15 protein-coding genes and 1 tRNA gene are annotated in these 16,893 nt (G+C 62.5%); 12 read left to right on the forward strand and 4 right to left on the reverse strand.

Annotated elements, in window-relative coordinates; translation table 11 throughout:
* The first annotated feature begins 8 nt into the window (after nt 1-8).
* Nucleotides 9-1,535 carry a proline--tRNA ligase gene (gene proS, locus SPBM01_RS04410; RefSeq protein WP_188064185.1) on the forward strand — a complete coding sequence of 509 codons (1,527 nt, stop codon included), beginning with the start codon at nt 9-11 and terminating at the stop codon, nt 1,533-1,535.
* Nucleotides 1,536-1,680: 145 nt separating this feature from the next.
* Here proS and hslU read toward each other — a convergent pair whose 3' ends face one another.
* Together hslU and hslV are read right to left on the reverse strand one after the other, a co-directional pair.
* Nucleotides 1,681-2,982, reverse strand: coding sequence for an ATP-dependent protease ATPase subunit HslU (hslU, locus tag SPBM01_RS04415; protein ID WP_188064186.1), 1,302 nt, complete (start codon nt 2,980-2,982; stop codon nt 1,681-1,683).
* Nucleotides 2,983-3,159: 177 nt separating this feature from the next.
* Nucleotides 3,160-3,726, reverse strand: coding sequence for an ATP-dependent protease subunit HslV (hslV, locus tag SPBM01_RS04420; protein ID WP_316725349.1), 567 nt, complete (start codon nt 3,724-3,726; stop codon nt 3,160-3,162).
* 177 nt (nt 3,727-3,903) lie between these two features.
* Here hslV and SPBM01_RS04425 point away from each other — a divergent pair, with 177 nt between their 5' ends.
* The 9 genes from SPBM01_RS04425 (at nt 3,904) to SPBM01_RS04465 (ending at nt 12,538) form a co-directional block, all read left to right on the forward strand.
* Nucleotides 3,904-4,092 carry a hypothetical protein gene (locus SPBM01_RS04425; RefSeq protein ID WP_188064187.1) on the forward strand — a complete coding sequence of 63 codons (189 nt, stop codon included), beginning with the start codon at nt 3,904-3,906 and terminating at the stop codon, nt 4,090-4,092.
* A gap of 100 nt (nt 4,093-4,192) precedes the next feature.
* Nucleotides 4,193-4,267: transfer RNA gene (locus tag SPBM01_RS04430), tRNA-Val, on the forward strand.
* 117 nt (nt 4,268-4,384) lie between these two features.
* Nucleotides 4,385-6,838 (forward strand): S9 family peptidase, encoded by a 2,454-nt coding sequence (locus SPBM01_RS04435; RefSeq protein ID WP_262504321.1) that lies wholly within the window; start codon nt 4,385-4,387, stop codon nt 6,836-6,838.
* Nucleotides 6,839-6,840: 2 nt separating this feature from the next.
* Nucleotides 6,841-7,866, forward strand: a complete 1,026-nt coding sequence (locus SPBM01_RS04440) for an aspartate-semialdehyde dehydrogenase (protein WP_188064188.1) — start codon at nt 6,841-6,843, stop codon at nt 7,864-7,866.
* Nucleotides 7,867-7,911: 45 nt separating this feature from the next.
* On the forward strand, nt 7,912-8,154 hold the full coding sequence (locus SPBM01_RS04445) for a FitA-like ribbon-helix-helix domain-containing protein (protein ID WP_188065890.1): 243 nt from the start codon (nt 7,912-7,914) through the stop codon (nt 8,152-8,154).
* Nucleotides 8,154-8,591, forward strand: coding sequence for a type II toxin-antitoxin system VapC family toxin (locus tag SPBM01_RS04450; protein ID WP_188064189.1), 438 nt, complete (start codon nt 8,154-8,156; stop codon nt 8,589-8,591). The genes SPBM01_RS04445 and SPBM01_RS04450 overlap by 1 nt, the downstream gene beginning before the upstream one ends.
* Nucleotides 8,592-8,661: 70 nt before the next feature.
* The gene (locus SPBM01_RS04455; protein ID WP_188064190.1) at nt 8,662-9,423 is read left to right on the forward strand and encodes an alpha/beta fold hydrolase; all 762 of its coding nucleotides are present in this window, start codon (nt 8,662-8,664) and stop codon (nt 9,421-9,423) included.
* Between the two features lie 55 nt (nt 9,424-9,478).
* A complete protein-coding gene (locus SPBM01_RS04460; protein ID WP_188064191.1) occupies nt 9,479-11,356 on the forward strand; it encodes a M2 family metallopeptidase in 1,878 nt (625 codons plus the stop codon).
* A 30-nt stretch (nt 11,357-11,386) separates the two neighbouring features.
* Entirely contained in the window at nt 11,387-12,538 is a 1,152-nt protein-coding gene (locus SPBM01_RS04465; RefSeq protein WP_188064192.1) for a sensor domain-containing diguanylate cyclase, read from the forward strand.
* A gap of 13 nt (nt 12,539-12,551) precedes the next feature.
* Here the strand turns inward: SPBM01_RS04465 and SPBM01_RS04470 are convergent, their stop codons facing one another.
* Together SPBM01_RS04470 and SPBM01_RS04475 are read right to left on the reverse strand one after the other, a co-directional pair.
* Complete coding sequence (locus tag SPBM01_RS04470; RefSeq protein ID WP_188064193.1) at nt 12,552-14,006, reverse strand: AMP nucleosidase; 1,455 nt, start codon at nt 14,004-14,006, stop codon at nt 12,552-12,554.
* A 94-nt stretch (nt 14,007-14,100) separates the two neighbouring features.
* Nucleotides 14,101-14,583, reverse strand: a complete 483-nt coding sequence (locus SPBM01_RS04475; RefSeq protein ID WP_188064194.1) for a peroxiredoxin — start codon at nt 14,581-14,583, stop codon at nt 14,101-14,103.
* Between the two features lie 144 nt (nt 14,584-14,727).
* Between SPBM01_RS04475 and SPBM01_RS04480 the strand changes: the two genes are divergently transcribed.
* On the forward strand, nt 14,728-15,288 hold the full coding sequence (locus SPBM01_RS04480; RefSeq protein ID WP_188064195.1) for a YqgE/AlgH family protein: 561 nt from the start codon (nt 14,728-14,730) through the stop codon (nt 15,286-15,288).
* Nucleotides 15,289-15,414: 126 nt separating this feature from the next.
* Complete coding sequence (ahcY, locus tag SPBM01_RS04485; RefSeq protein WP_188064196.1) at nt 15,415-16,833, forward strand: adenosylhomocysteinase; 1,419 nt, start codon at nt 15,415-15,417, stop codon at nt 16,831-16,833.
* Nucleotides 16,834-16,893: the final 60 nt, after the last annotated feature.

The raw sequence follows: 16,893 nt of genomic DNA on the forward strand, positions 1-16,893 counted from the left end.
CCATTCCCGTGAAACACGCCCTTTCCGTCACCCGCGAACAGGATTTTTCCGCCTGGTATCAGGCCGTCATTTCGGAGGCTGACCTGGCCGAGGAAAGCGGCGTGCGCGGCTGCATGGTCATCCGGCCATGGGGCTATGGCATCTGGGAACGGATCCAGACGCTGCTGGACGCGCGTATCAAGGCGACGGGGCATGAAAATTGCTATTTTCCCCTGTTCATCCCGCTCAGCTATTTCGAGAAGGAAGCCGAGCATGTCGATGGTTTCGCCAAGGAAATGGCGGTCGTCACGCATCACCGGCTGATCCAGAAGGATGGCAAGCTGGTCCCCGATCCCGAAGCCAAGCTGGAGGAGCCGCTGGTCGTGCGCCCTACGTCGGAAACGGTGATCGGCGCGGCGTTCAGCCGCTGGGTCCAGTCGTGGCGCGACTTGCCCGTCCTCATCAACCAGTGGGCCAATGTCGTGCGCTGGGAAATGCGCACCCGCATGTTCCTGCGCACTACCGAGTTCCTCTGGCAGGAAGGCCACACCGCCCACGCCACCGTCGATGAGGCGATGGAAGAAACGCTTAAGATGCTGGAAGTCTATCGCAGCTTTGCGCAAGATTGCGTCGCGATGCCCGTCGTGGCGGGCGAAAAGCCGGAGAATGAACGCTTCCCCGGCGCGGTCGCGACCTATTCGATCGAAGCGATCATGCAGGACGGCAAGGCGTTGCAGGCCGGCACCTCGCACTTCCTTGGCACCACATTTTCCGCCGCGCAGAATATCAAGTTTCAAAATAGCGAAGGCGCACAGGAGCTGGCGCAGACGACCAGTTGGGGCATGTCCACCCGGATGATCGGCGGCCTGATCATGGTCCATGGCGACGATGACGGCCTGCGCGTGCCGCCGCGCGTCGCGCCCTATCAGATCGTCGTCGTGCCGATGCTGCGCGACACGGATGAGGATGCCGCGATCGTCGATTATTGCGCCGATCTGGTGGAGCAGCTCAACGGGCTGGACGTGTTCCGTGAACCCGTGCGTGCGCTGCTCGACCGCCGCCCGGCCAAGGCCGCGACCAAGCGCTGGGGCTGGGTCAAGAAGGGCGCGCCGATCGTCATCGAAGTGGGCGGGCGCGACATGGCGGGCGGCAATGTGTCGGTCATCCGCCGCGACCGGCTCTATCGCGCCGATGGCAAGCTGGACAGTCAGGCGGTGGCGAAAGGCGATTTCGTCGCTGGCGCTGTCGCGATGCTGGAGGAGGTGCAGGCGTCCCTGTTCGCCGATGCCAAGGCGCGGCTGGACGGCAGCATCGATCGGTCGATCACGGACATCGACGCGCTCACGGCCTATTTCAACGCCAGCGCCAAGCCCGGCTGGGCGCTGGTGCAATGGGCCAAGCCGACCGGCGATGCGCTCGACAAGGTGGTGCAGTGGTTGAAGGGCGAGAAGCTGACGCTGCGCAACGTACCGACCGACGCCGAAGCGGCGGACGGGGTGTGCATCTTCACCGGCGGCGCAGCGGTGGAGCGGGTGTTGGTCGGGCGGAGTTACTGAGCGAACATCCCCCCTCCCGTAAACGGGAGGGGCAGCGAGACTTGATGAACCGAAGGCGAATTTAGTCGCAGCGGGGTGGGCCAGCGCTACCTTGCGCAAGCCCACCCCCTAACCCCCTCCCGCAGGCGGGAGGGGGGACTAGAAATTACAACACATATTTGCTCAGATCCGTGTCGTGCGCGATCGCGCTGAGTTGCTTCTCGACATAGGCCGCGTCGATCACCAGCGTTTCGCCGCGCCGGTCCTCCGCTTCGAAGCTGACATCTTCCAGCAGCTTTTCCATCACCGTCTGCAACCGGCGCGCGCCGATATTTTCGATCTCGCCATTCACTTCGGCGGCGATGCGCGCGACCGCGCGGATGCCGTCGGTGGTCAGGTCGATCGTCACTTCCTCGGTCGCCAGCAACGCGCGATATTGCGCCACCAGGCTGGCCTTGGTGTCCGACAGGATCGCGACGAAATCCTCCTCCGTCAGCGCCTGTAGTTCGACGCGGATCGGCAGGCGGCCCTGCAATTCGGGCAGCAGGTCGCTGGGCTTGGCGACGTGGAAAGCGCCGCTGGCTATGAACAATATATGGTCGGTCTTGAGCGGACCATATTTGGTCGAAACCGTGGTCCCTTCGATCAGCGGCAGCAGGTCGCGCTGCACGCCTTCCCGGCTCACCGACCCGCCGCGCACGTCGCTGACCGCGATCTTGTCGATCTCGTCCAGAAACACGATGCCATTCTGCTCCGCGCTGGTGATGGCGACGCGGGCGACATCATCCTGGTCCAGGCGCTTGTCCTGCTCCTCCTCGACCAGCTTGTCCCAGGCATCGGCGACGCGCATCTTGCGCCGCTTCTTCTGCTGCTGGCCGAAAGCCTTGGACATCATGTCGGACAGGTTGATCATGCCGACCTGACCGCCCATGCCGGGGATTTCCATCGGCATGGAGGGGCTGTCGGCGACTTCGACCTCAACCTCCACATCGTTCATCTGATGGGCTTCGATCTTGTGCCGGAACGACAGGCGCGTGGCCTCGCTCGCTTCCTTGCCGGTCAGTGCGTCGAGCAGGCGGTTCATCGCCGCTTCGGACGCGGCTTCGCGCACGGCTTCACGGCGACGGTCCTTTTCCAGCCGCACGGCTTCCTCGACCAGATCGCGGATGATCTGTTCCACGTCGCGGCCGACATAGCCGACCTCGGTGAATTTGGTCGCTTCCACCTTGACGAACGGCGCGTCGGCCAGCTTGGCCAGACGCCGGCTGATCTCCGTCTTGCCGCAGCCGGTCGGGCCGATCATCAGGATATTCTTGGGCGTCACTTCGTCGCGCAGGTCGGCGGGCAGATGCTGCCGCCGCCAGCGATTGCGCAGCGCCACGGCTACGGCGCGTTTGGCGTCCTTCTGGCCGATGATATGCGCGTCCAATGCGGCGACGATGGCTTTGGGGGTCAGGTTGTCGTTCATCTGTGTTCGATCTCTTCTTGCCCTCTTGCGCCTTCGCGGGAGAGGGTACGGAGACTTGGCAGCGTGCTGCCTAGTCGAAGTCGGTGAGGGTCTTTCTTTCTTTTGCGGTCGTGAGGCAAAAGGAAGAAAGACCCTCACCCGGCCTCTCCCGCGAAGGCGGGAGAGGGGAAGATGGGGTCAGGTTACGGAATCGAGCGTTTCGATCGTCAGTTGATCGTTGGTGTAGACGCAAATGTCCGCCGCCACGGCCATTGCCTTGCGCGCCAGCGTTTCGGCGTCCGCCTCATAATCGACCAGCGCGCGCGCGGCGGCCAGCGCGAAGTTGCCGCCCGAACCGATCGCCGCGACCCCGCCGACCGGCTCCAGCACGTCGCCATTGCCGGTCAGGATCAGCGTCACATCCTTGTCCGCGACGATCATCATCGCTTCCAGATTGCGCAGATATTTGTCGGTGCGCCAGTCCTTGGCCAATTCCACGGCGGCGCGCATCAACTGGCCGTTGAACCGCTCCAGCTTGGCCTCCAGCCGTTCGAACAAAGTGAAGGCGTCGGCGGTAGCACCGGCAAAGCCGCCGATGACGCTGCCGTCATGCAGGCGGCGCACCTTGCGCGCGTTGGGCTTCATCACGGTCTGCCCCATGGAAACCTGGCCGTCGCCTGCGACGACGACTTTTCCATTCTTGCGCACGGACATGATGGTGGTGCCGTGCCAGACCGGCATGGCGTTGCGATTTTGGTCGTTCATAGGTCGGCATATGGGACGCAGTGCCGCCCCGTGCAAGTCATCTGAAAGGCAGCGGCAGAGCGTGTCATTTCAGCGACTATATTGTGACAAATCATGTTGGAACAAATGTCGATCAATTGACATTGTGCATCGCAGCATCAATCATCATCGTCTTGCATTCACAGGGGGAGGACGCGCATGACTCTCAAGGCCAAAGCACAAGAAAAGGTCGAGCGCGCGGGAATATCGAATTATTCGTTCGACCAGGACGTGCTGGTTATGTGCGGCGTGCGCTACGCATTGGAAGCGTGCGAGTGCGGAGAGCCCGATTGCGACGGCGTGCGCCTGCGCAAGAATGCGACGGCGATCGGGCGCGTCCTGCAATAGGGTGCAGGCACTTGGTCCGGCACATATTTGCCCGTCCACCGATATCGCAATGCTTGACAGCGCCCGCCGCCAATGCCAATGGCCGCCTCCTCCTTACAGGGGGCGCGTAGCTCAGTGGTAGAGCACACCCTTCACACGGGTGGGGTCGCAGGTTCAATCCCTGCCGCGCCCACCATGATCCGCAGCGATCATGGCAGGACAGATTATTTCCCGGCATTGATCTTTTCTAATCCGTCGCGCTAAACCTGCGCCATGAACCGGCGCGTGCGCGTGCCGACCGGAAAGGATGACCATGCCCCCTTATCTCTTGTGTGGCGCGGCCATTGGCGCGCTGTTGCTCATGCCCTTGGTGCCTGCCCATGCGCAGGAAAAACTGACGCTGGAACGGGTGTTCGCCAGCCCCGACCTGTCCGGGCCACAGCCGCGCGCACTTAAATTGTCGCCCGATGGATCGCTGGTGACGTTGCTCAAACCGCGCGCGGATGAGAAGGAACGGCTCGACCTGTGGGCGATCGACAGCCGCACCGGCGCGGAACGGATGCTGGTCGATTCCAAAAAGACCGGCAGCGGCGCGGCGTTGAGTGAAGCGGAAAAGATGCAGCGCGAACGCGACCGTTCGGTTGCGGGCAACACTGGCATCACCAGCTACGACTGGTCGCCCGACGGCAAATCCATCCTCGTTCCCGTGGACGGTGACCTCTACCTCGCGGCGCTGGACGGTAAGGTGGCGCGATTGACCGACACCCCGGACGGCGAACTTAACGGCGTGGTCAGCCCCAGGGGCGGTTTCGTGTCCTTCGTGCGCGGCGGCAACCTGTTCGTGCAGGCCATCGGCGGCAAGGAAGCGCAACTGACGCAGGGGGCCTGCGACACGATCAGCTGGGGCGTGGCCGAATTTGTCGCGCAGGAGGAAATGGACCGGCGTACCGGATATTGGTGGTCGCCCGACGACGCGCGGATCGCGGTGGCGCGGGTGGACGAAAGCCCGGTCGGCATCGTCACGCGCACCGCGATCGGCGGGGAAGGGACCAAAACCTATCAGCAGCGTTATCCCGCCGCCGGCACGCCCAATGCCATTATCGACCTGTTCGTCATGAAGCCCGACGGATCGGGACAGGTTCAGGTCGATCTGGGCAAGGACAAGGACGTCTACCTCGCCCGCGTGGATTGGGCGAAGGACGGCCGGACGCTCTATGTCCAGCGCGAAAGCCGCGACCAGAAACGGCTCGATCTGCTCAGCGTCGATCCTGTGACTGGCAAGGCGCGCGTGATCCTGACCGAAACGGCCAAAAGCTGGGTCAACCTGTCCAACAACTTCCACCCGCTAAAGGATGGCAGTTTCCTGTGGTGGTCGGAAAAGACCGGCCATGGCCATCTCTATCATGTGCGTGGGGGCAAATGGACCGCGTTGACCAGCGGCGACTGGGAAGTGCGCGACGTGGTGGGCGTGGATGAGGGGAAGGGGCTGGTCTACTTCACCGGCAACCGCGAAACGCCGCTGGAGCAGCAGCTATATGTCGCGCCGCTGGGGAAACCGGGCGCGGCCCGCGCGCTCACGACCGCAGGTTGGTGGAATGACGCCGTGATGGACGGCGCGGCCAGCCGCATCGTTATCAGCCGCCAGAACAGCGATCAGCCCAAGCAGGTCTATCTGGCCGACAGCGCGGGCAAGCAGGTGCAATGGCTCTCGCAAAATGCGCTGACCGGCGCGCACCCCTATGCGCCCTATGTCGCCAGCCATGTCAAAACGACGTTCGGCACGATCAGGGCGGCGGATGGCACCACGCTGCACACGAAAATCATGACCCCGCCGATCGAACCGGGCAAGCGTTACCCCGTATTCATGATCCATTATGGCGGGCCGGGCGGCGGGCGGCAGGTGACCAACACATGGTCCGGCGCGCTCAACCAATATCTGGTGGACCGGGGCTGGATCGTCTTTGCCATCGACAATCGCGGCACGCCCGATCGCGGCAAGGCGTTCGAGGATCATCTCTACCGCGCGATGGGCGGGGTGGAAGTGGATGACCAGTTGCAGGGCGTCGCATGGCTGAAAAGCCAGCCCTTCGTCGATCCCAAGCGCATCGCCACCTATGGCTGGTCCTATGGCGGCTATATGTCGCTGAAGCTGCTGGAAAAGGCGCCGGGCGTCTTTGCCGCTGCCATTGCGGGCGCGCCGGTGACGAAGTGGGAACTGTACGACACCCATTATACCGAACGCTATCTGGGCCAGCCGCAGGACAAGCCCAGCGCCTATCCCGCGTCGGACGCCGTGGACGAAGCGGTCAAGATCGCCGATCCGCTGCTGCTGATCCATGGCATGTCGGACGACAATGTCGTGTTCGACAATGCCACCGCGCTGATGGCGAAGATGCAGCGGAACGCCGTGCCATTCGAAATGATGGCCTATCCGGGCCAGACCCACCGCGTCGGCGGGCCGGGCATCGGCGTCCATCTGTGGCGCACGATCGAGGATTTCCTCGCCCGGCGGGTGTGTCGCCGGATACGGCGGGGCAATAATATCCTTCGTCATTGCAAGCGTAGCGAAGCAATCCAGCGTAGCTCACAGGGATGGCTTCGCTACGCTCGCAATGATGATATAATCCATGCCGTCTCCCCCACGAACGGGCAACGTCCAGGGCCAAAAGCTGACCTTTCACGCAACAAAGGGCTTGCCTCTGGACAAATCACGCAACGCCGTTATGGCGCGCACTCCGTAATATCTGCATCGGAGTGGAGTGTTTAGTCATGGGTTACAGGGTCGTCGTCGTAGGTGCCACCGGGAATGTGGGCCGCGAAATGCTGACCATTCTCGCCGAGCGAGAGTTCCCGATTGACGAAATCGCGGCGGTTGCTTCGTCGCGCTCGCAGGGGCTGACGATCGATTTCGGCGACAGTGGCAAGACGATGAAATGCCAGAATATCGAACATTTCGATTTCACTGGCTGGGACATCGCCCTGTTCGCCGCAGGATCCGGCCCCACGGCCATCTACGCGCCCAAGGCAGCGGCAGCGGGCTGCGTCGTGATCGACAACAGCTCGCTCTATCGCATGGACCCGGACGTGCCATTGATCGTGCCGGAAGTGAACCCGGACGCGATCGACGGCTACAAGAAGAAGAACATCATCGCCAACCCCAACTGCTCGACCGCGCAGATGGTCGTGGCGTTGAAGCCGCTGCATGACGTCGCCGTCATCAAGCGCGTCGTCGTCGCCACCTATCAGTCGGTGTCCGGCGCGGGCAAGGCGGGGATGGACGAGCTGTTCGAACAGTCGCGCAACATCTTCGTGGGCGATCCGGCCGAGCCGAAGAAGTTCACCAAGCAGATCGCCTTCAACGTGATCCCGCATATCGACAGCTTCCTGGACGATGGTTCGACCAAGGAAGAATGGAAGATGGTCGCGGAAACCAAGAAGATCCTCGATCCCAAGATCAAGCTGACCGCCACCTGCGTGCGCGTGCCAGTGTTCGTGGGCCATAGCGAAGCGATCAACATCGAGTTCGAGAAGGAAATTTCCGCCAAGGAAGCGCAGGACATCCTGCGGGAAGCGCCCGGCATCATGCTGGTCGATAAGCGTGAAGATGGCGGCTACATCACCCCCATCGAATGCGTCGGCGATTTCGCGACTTTCATCAGCCGCGTGCGTGAGGACCCGACCGTCGACAGCGGCATTTCGCTGTGGTGCGTCAGCGACAATCTGCGCAAGGGCGCAGCGCTGAACGCGGTGCAGATCGCCGAACTGCTGGGCCGCCGCCACCTCAAGAAGGGCTGATCCGGCTTTCTTGCGGTCATGCTATCACCATGATAGCATGACCGCATGGGTCAGGTTCTCATCCGTAATCTCGACGACAGCCTCATCGCGGCCTATCGCGAACTGGCGGCGCGCAACCAGCGTTCATTGGAAGCGGAATTGCGCGAGGCGCTGGCACGCGGTCGGCCGATGACGGGCGAGCGCCTGCACGCCACGCTCGCGCGCCTTGAGGCTATTCGTGCAATGACGCCAAAATATGTGCGGCAGACACCAGCCGAAGATTTGCTACAGGGTGACGATCGCCCCTGATGCTGGTGGTGGATACAAGCGTTGCGGCCCGCTGGGTCGTTGGCAGCGACGATCCTGTCCTGTCGAACGAAACAACCGTCGCGCTCACGCTATTGCCGCACAGGCTCATCGCGCCAGACCTGCTGACCGCCGAATTCGCCAATGTGATGTGGAAGAAGGTGCGCGCGCAGGAAATTGACGCGGCGCTGGCGCGCGAAGCCGTGGCGATCCTGCCCGACCTCATCGACCTGATCCCGACCGCACAACTTGCCGATCGCGCGATGGCGATCAGTCTGGCGCTGGACCATCCTGCCTATGACTGCTTCTTCATTGCTACCGCAGAAATGCTGGAAACCGTCATGATAACGGCCGACCGCAAGCTGGTCCGTCGCTGCGCTGCTACGCCCTTTGCGGCGCTGGTTTCCGGTTTGATGGACCGTGCATCTTGGGCTGAGTGACGGCACGCTCTTGCGCCGCCGCGCCTGACGCCATATCGGCAACCCGCCCGCTGCGTAAGGATTTGCCCCGATGACCGACCTGCCCATCGAACGCCATGAGATCAAGGGCTTCGATGGCCTGCCGATTGCCGTGCATATGGTGGGAGAGGGCAGGGATCTGGTGCTGATCCATGGCTATTTTTCCAACGCGCACACCAACTGGATTCGCTACGGCCATGCCGCAAAGCTGGTGGAGGCGGGCTTTCGCCTCATCATGCCGGACCTGCGCGGCCATGGGGAAAGCGCCAAGCCGCATGACCCCGCCGCCTATCCGCCCGACGCGCTGACGAACGATAATCTTGGGCTGATCGAACAGCTTGGCCTGACCGACTATGATCTGGGCGGCTATTCGCTGGGCGCGCGGACGAGCGTGCGGATGCTGGCGCGGGGGGCAACGCCGCGCCGCGTCATCCTGGCCGGCATGGGGCTGCGCGGGCTGGTCCAGTCGCTCGACAATGGCGGCTATTACAAAAATGTCCTGACCAACCTCGGCACGTTCGAACGCGGCACGTCGCAATGGATGACCGAGGCTTTCCTCAAGACGACCAAGGGTGATCCGGTCGCGCTGCTGCACATCCTCAACAGCTTCGTAGATACCGACGAAGCGACGATCGCGGGTTTTCAGCAGCCAACCCAAGTCATCTGCGGCGCGGACGACCGGGACAATGGCTTGGCGCAGGAACTGGCCGACATTCTGCCTCACGGGCGTTACGTCGAAATTCCCGGCAATCATATGAACGCCGTCACGCGCAAGGAACTGGGGCAGGCGATGGTCGATTTCCTGACCGCTTGACTGGATCGTCGCCCCAAGTCACCTTCTCCTCATAAGCTTATGAGGGGGAACACCCGTGAAGATCGCTATCTCTTTGGCCGCGCTTGCGGCCGCACTCGTCATATCGCCTGTTATGGCACAGCAAGCCGCAGCGCCGACGGCAACGGAAGCCGAAGCCTTCCTGGCCAAGGCGGAAAAGGCGATGTTCGATCATTCGCTCATTTCCAGCCGCGCCGATTGGGTCAATGCCAGCTATCTCAATGACGATAGCGACGCCGTGGCTGCCTATTTCGGGTCGATCAACACGGCGATGAAAGTCGATTATGCGCTGGAAGCGGCGAAATATGCGACCGCGCCGGGCCTGTCGGTAGAAACGAAGCGCCGCCTCGACCTGCTGCGCACCGCGCTGACGCTGCCTGCACCCACGACGCCGGGCGCGGCGCAGCAGCTTAACGATCTGGCGACCCGGCTCCAGTCCACTTATGGCAAGGGCATGGGGACGCTGAACGGTAAGCCGATCAACGGCAGCGACATCGAAGAAAAAATGGGATCCAGCCGCAATCCGCAGGAATTGCAGGAAATGTGGGTCAGCTGGCACGATAATGTCGGCGCGCCGATGCGGGGCGATTACACCAAATTGGTCGACATCGCCAATGCGGGGGCCAAGGAACTGGGCTTTGCCGATACCGGCGCGATGTGGCGGTCCAAATATGACATGCCTGCCGATGATTTCGCGAAGCTCACGGACAAAATCTGGGCCGACGTCAAGCCGCTCTACGACCAGTTGCACTGTTACACCCGCACCAAGCTGAACGAGAAATATGGCGATACGGTGCAGCCTGCGACCGGGCCGATCCGCGCCGACCTGCTGGGCAATATGTGGGCGCAGCAATGGGGCAATATCTATGACGTGGTGGCCCCGGCGGGGGCAGGCGACCTTGGCTATGATGTCGGCGATCTGCTCAAAGCCAAGGGCTTTATCGAAACCCGGCCCGATCAGATGGACGGTCCCGACACGCCCGAAAAGCAGCGGCGCGGCTATTGGGAAAAGCAGATGTTCAAGATCGGCGAGGGCTTCTATTCCTCGCTTGGTCTGGCCCCTTTGCCCGCGACCTTCTGGGACCGCACGCAATTCATCAAGCCGCGCGACCGCGACGTGGTGTGCCACGCATCGGCATGGGATCTGGATAACAAGGACGATATTCGGGTCAAAATGTGTACGAAGGTCAACAGCACCGATTTCGTCACCATTCACCACGAACTTGGCCATAATTATTATCAGCGCGCCTATAACAAGCAGCCTCAGCTTTATCTGGACGGCGCGAATGACGGCTTCCATGAAGCGATCGGCGATTTCGTCGCCTTGTCGATCACGCCCGATTATCTGGTGAAGATCGGCCTGCTAGACCCGGCCAAGGTGCCGGGACCGGACAAGGATATCGGCCTGCTGCTGCGGCAGGCGCTGGACAAGGTGGCGTTCCTGCCCTTTGGCCTGCTGATCGACAAATGGCGCTGGGGCGTGTTCAACGGCACGATTCCCGCCGACGGTTATGAAAAGGGCTGGACCGACCTGCGCCGCCAATATCAGGGCATCGTGCCGCCCGTGTCCCGTGATGAAACGAAGTTCGACGCAGGCGGCAAATTCCACATCCCCGGCAACACCCCCTATACCCGCTATTTCCTAGCCGCGATCCTGCAACAGCAATTTTATCAGGCGGCGTGCAAACAGTCCGGCTGGAAAGGCCCGCTGCACCGCTGTTCTTTCTATGGAAACAAGGATGTAGGCGCGAAATTGAACGCGATGATGGAAATGGGCGCGTCAAAGCCATGGCCAGACGCCTTGCAGGCCTTCACAGGCACCCGCGACATTTCGGGCAAGGCCATGACCGCCTATTTCGCGCCATTGCAGAAGTGGCTGGTAAATCAGAATAAAGGCAAGTCGTGCGGCTGGTAAACAAACAGTAAGCACAGTAAAGGCGGGGCCGTGAATCCAGCGATCATCATCATTGCCCTGCTGTTCTTTTCCAGCACGATCATGGCTGGTGCCATGGGCGTTGCCTGGCTGCATTTCGGTCGTCAGCGCCATGTGCGCAGCTGGGCATTGTCCTATTGCGCTTCCATGGCGCAATGGGTCGCCAATGCAGGCGGCATTGCGCTGGACAATGGTGTGCTGATGGCGATTGCTGCCTGCTGTATCGTGGTCAGCGGCACGCTGGTGCTGGTCGGGGTTCGGCAACGGTCGGGGCAGGCTGTGCCTTGGGGTCTGCTGGCCATAACTGGCGGAATGGCGGCGATTGGCGGCACCTATGCGTCGCTGATCCACGATCGCGCGTTGCAGGGCATGATCGTGCCGGGCTATGTCGGGTTGTTGATGGTCTGCTGCGCTGCATCGCTTTGGCCGCGGACCCGGCGGTTCAGCGCGCCCGAAATGGGCTTCTTCATCATGTTCGTCCTGTTCGCGCTGTTTCAATCTGCGCTGGTCGGTAGCGCGGCGATGGATTTGGGCGGCGCTCCGGCGCAAGGTCTGGCCATTTATCGCGCGATATTGGGCCTTGGCCTGCCGTCCATCTATGTCGGCACCGGCGTGGCCGCCGTGCTGGTGGTGGCGGGCGATCTGGCGCACCAGTTGCGGCGGCAAATTCGCCATGATCCGCTGACCGATGTGCTGAACCGGCGCGGTCTGGATGAAGCGGCCGTCCGCGCCATGGCCAGCGCCCGCCGCCATGGCCGCCCGCTGGCGCTGGTGGTGTGCGACCTGGACGGGTTCAAGGAATTGAACGATGGCCATGGCCATATCGCCGGCGATATGGCGCTGCGCGGCTTTGCCCAGTTGCTGACCAGCGCGGTGCGGCGCGGTGACATCGTCGCGCGATTGGGCGGCGATGAATTTGGCCTGCTGCTGGTCGAAACGGATGCCGCCGCCGCTGCCGCCGTGATGGAGCGGGTGCGCGCGGAAATCACCTGCCTTGCCCTGCCCGATGCGCCCGATGCCAGTTTGCGCGCCAGTTTCGGCGTAGCGGAACTGCGCGAAGGCGATGCGCAACTGGACGATCTGGTCGCGCGCGCCGACGCCGCGCTTTACGACGCCAAGCGGAAGGGCAAGGACCGTGTCGCCATCTGGCGCACGGCCGCCTGACCCGAAAGCCGCTTTACCGGAACGGCGGCTCGTTGAACGCGCGCAGCTTGCGGCTGTGCAGCTTGGCCCCTTCCTCGCGCAACAATTCGCACGTCATCAATCCCACCCGCAAATGGCTGGCAATCGCTTCCTCATAGAAACGGTTGGCCTGCCCCGGCAGCTTCAATTCGCCATGAATCGGCTTGTCCGACACGCATAGCAACGTGCCGTATGGCACACGGAAGCGATAGCCCTGCGCCGCGATGGTCGCGGATTCCATGTCGATGCCCACCGCGCGCGACAGGCTGAAACGCAGCGCCGATTTGGAATAGCGCAATTCCCAGTTGCGGTCGTCGGTCGTCACCACGGTGCCGGTCCGCAGGCGGCGCTTGAACTCCTCCGGGTCGTCATGGCCCAGCACCGCTTCGGCGGCCTGTGCCATGGCGACCTGAACCTCCGCGATGGCAGGCACCGGAATTTCGGGCGGCAACATTTCGTCCAGCACATGGTCGTCGCGCAGATAGGCGTGGGCCAGCACATAATCGCCGATCCGCTGGCTGGGCCGCAACCCGCCGCAATGGCCGATCATCAGCCAGGCTTCCGGGCGCACCACGGCCAGATGGTCGCAGATCGTCTTGGCGTTGGACGGGCCGACGCCGATATTGACCAGCGTGATCCCGCTGCGATCCGGCGCGATCAGGTGATAGGCGGGCATCTGATGCTTGCGCCACGCACTGTCGGCGATCATCCGCGCAGGATCGGCGGTTTCGGGCGTCACATAGACGCCGCCCGCGCCCGACAGCGCGGTGAAGCGGCTGCCCTCCTGCTGCAATTGCTCGCACGCCCAGGCCACGAATTCATCGACATAGCGGTGATAGTTGGTGAACAAAATGTAGCGCTGCACATGGTCGGCGGGCGTGCCGGTATAATGTTTCAGCCGCGCGAGCGAGAAATCGGTGCGCAGCCCGTCGAACAGCGCCAGCGGACGATCCCCCGCCGCGTCGGGCATGAACAGCCCGTCGGCAATCTCATCGCCGATTTCGGCCAGTTCGGTCGTCGGGAAATAGCGGGCAAGCTCGGTCGGCGGCGTGCCGTCCAGCGCGCTCATGTCCAGCCCGTCCAGCACATAGGGGAAGGGGATTTGCTGGTCGGACAGCCCGGTTTCCACGTCCACGCCATAATCGCGCACCAACAGGTCGATCTGTTCGGCCAGATAGTCGGCGAACATTTCCGGGCGAGTGACGGTCGTGACATAGCGCCCCGGCTTTGACAGCCGCGCGAACGAACGGCCCGGCGGCGGCGTGTCGCTGTCGCCATGATAGGTGATGCGCAATTCGGGGTAGCAGAACAGCCGTTCTGCCTGTGCGTCCCTGGCCGGTACGCTGCCTTCGCGGGCATAGGCGCGCATCGCGCTGCGCAGATTTTCGATGGATGTCCGATAGAGGTGGTCGAGTTGCGCGACCGTCGCCTTGCCGATGCTTTGTGTCATCGCCCCCTGTTACCGCAACTGAATGACGGATGAAAGACGGGTACGAAACATTCTTGCGCGCCGACAGTCTTTCCGTCGGCGCGCAAGGATAGCATCAGAGCTGTTCGATCATATGTTCGGCCGACGAAACCTTGAAATCGCCGGGTGCTTCGACGTTTAGTTCCTCGACCACGCCATCGCGCACGATCATCGAAAAACGCTGGCCGCGCTGGCCGAGGCCAAATTTGCTGCCATCCATGGTCAGGCCGACCGCCTGCGCGAAATCGCCATTGCCATCGGCCAGCATCGTCACCTTGCCATCGGCACCGGCCGACTTGCCCCATGCGCCCATGACGAAGGCGTCGTTGACGGCGGTACAGGCGATTTCATCGACGCCCTTGCCCTTCAGCGCTTCGGCCTTGTCGATATAGCCGGGCAGATGCTTGGCCGAGCAGGTCGGGGTGAACGCGCCGGGGACGGAGAAGATCGCCACGGTCTTGCCCGCGAAATAGGCGTCGGACGTCACGGCTTCGGGGCCGTTTTCGGTCATCTTGGTAAAGGTCGTGCTGGGAAGGCGGTCGCCCTTGGCTATCGTCATGCTCATTCTCCTTGGCCGTATTCGGGCGGGGAGGTCGGGGTTGCCACGCCTCCTGTCAAGGGGTGGGGCGGGAATATGGCATAGCGACATAATGACGCGGCGACCTGTCCTTGGCATTGGCCGTCGCATGGCTATATTTACCGGATGGATCAGTCACGCTTCTTCGGTGGGCATTTCCTGCTCGCTCTGCCCGGTATGATGGACAGCCGGTTCGACCATAGCGTCATCGCGCTGTGCGCCCATGACGGCGACGGCGCGCTGGGCATTGCGGTGGGGGAGGAAATGGACGGCGTCAGCCTCCACGATCTGCTGCGCAGTTTCGACATCGACCCCGGCGACATTGCCGATGCGCCCGTCCTGCGCGGTGGCCCGGTGGAACCGCGCCGGGGCTTCGTCCTCCATTCGCTCGACTGGGGCGGGCAGGATATGCTGACCGTGGGCGACCAATGGGGGCTGTCCGGCTCGCTCGACATATTGAAGGCCATCGCGCGCGGGCAGGGGCCAAGCCGCTATCTCGTCGCGCTGGGCTATGCCGGGTGGGGCGCGGGGCAACTGGAACGCGAACTGACCAGCGACAGCTGGTTTCTGGCAGAAGGGGAAGCGGACTTGCTGTTCGACACGCCTGCTTCGGGCAAATGGGCGGCCGCCTATGCCGCTGCGGGAGTCGATTCCACCCATCTGGTCGGCGGCGCCGGTTCCGCTTGATCCCGACATAAAGAAATCTTTATATTGAGTTGCAAGGGCGCACGCCGGTTGGTAAAGCGCCCCATCATTGCCGCCCGGAATCCATCCGGCGGCGCAGGCACATTCTAGTCATACGGAGATACGCTCGTGGCCACTGCACCCGCCACCCTGGCGCAGGATTATGTGATCGCCGACATCGCGCTTGCCGGTTTCGGCCGCAAGGAAATCGAGATCGCCGAAACCGAAATGCCCGGCCTGATGGCCCTGCGCGCCGAATTTGGTGCGTCGCAGCCTTTGAAGGGTGCGCGCATCACCGGATCGCTGCACATGACGATCCAGACCGCCGTGCTGATCGAAACGCTGACCGCGCTGGGCGCGGAAGTGCGCTGGGCCACCTGCAACATCTATTCGACGCAGGATCATGCCGCCGCCGCCATCGCCGCGTCGGGCGTGCCGGTGTTCGCGATCAAGGGTGAAAGCCTTCAGGAATATTGGGACTATGTCGAACGCATCTTCGACTGGCACAACCATGAATCGGGCGTCTGCAACCTGATTCTGGACGATGGCGGCGACGCCACCATGTTCGCGCTGTGGGGCGCGCGCGTCGAAGCGGGCGAGGAACTGTTCACGCCCGGCAACGAAGAAGAAGAAATCTTCGTTTCGGTGCTGAAGCGCGTATTGGCCGAACGTCCCGGCTTCCTGACCAAGACGGTCGAAGCGATCAAGGGCGTGTCGGAAGAAACCACCACGGGCGTCCATCGCCTGTATGAACTGGCCAAGAAGGGCAAGCTGCCTTTCCCCGCCATCAACGTGAACGACAGCGTCACCAAGTCGAAATTCGACAATCTCTACGGCTGCAAGGAAAGCCTCGTCGACGCGATCCGTCGCGCGACGGACGTGATGCTGGCGGGCAAGGTCGCCTGCGTCGCCGGTTTCGGTGACGTCGGCAAGGGCAGCGCCGCTTCGCTGCGCAACGGCGGAGCGCGCGTGATCGTGACCGAAGTCGATCCGATCTGCGCGTTGCAGGCCGCGATGGAAGGCTATGAAGTCGTGACGATGGAAGACGCCGCCCCGCGCGCCGACATCTTCGTCACCGCGACCGGCAATGAAGGCGTCCTGACCGTCGATCATATGCGCGCGATGAAGAATATGGCGATCGTGTCCAACATCGGCCATTTCGACAGCGAGATCGAGATTGCCGGTCTCAACAACATGAAATGGACCGAAATCAAGCCGCAGGTCGATGAAGTCGAATTCCCCGACGGCAAGAAGATCATCGTCCTGGCCAAGGGTCGCCTGGTCAATCTGGGCTGCGCCACCGGCCACCCCAGCTTCGTGATGTCGGCCAGCTTCACCAATCAGGTGCTGGCCCAGATCGAACTGTGGACCAAGAGCGAACAGTATAAGAACGACGTCTATGTGCTGCCCAAGCATCTGGACGAAAAGGTCGCCGCGCTCCACCTGGAAAAGCTGGGCGTAAAACTCACCAAGCTGAGCCAGCGCCAGGCCGACTATATCGGCGTCCCGGTCGAAGGCCCGTTCAAGCAGGACCATTACCGCTACTGATGCGGGGAAGGGGGAAGGGCCGACGCCTTTCCCCCGCCCTTTTTCATCCTCGCCTCGCTG

This window comes from Sphingobium sp. KCTC 72723 (genome assembly GCF_014280435.1).
Lineage (GTDB): Bacteria > Pseudomonadota > Alphaproteobacteria > Sphingomonadales > Sphingomonadaceae > Sphingobium.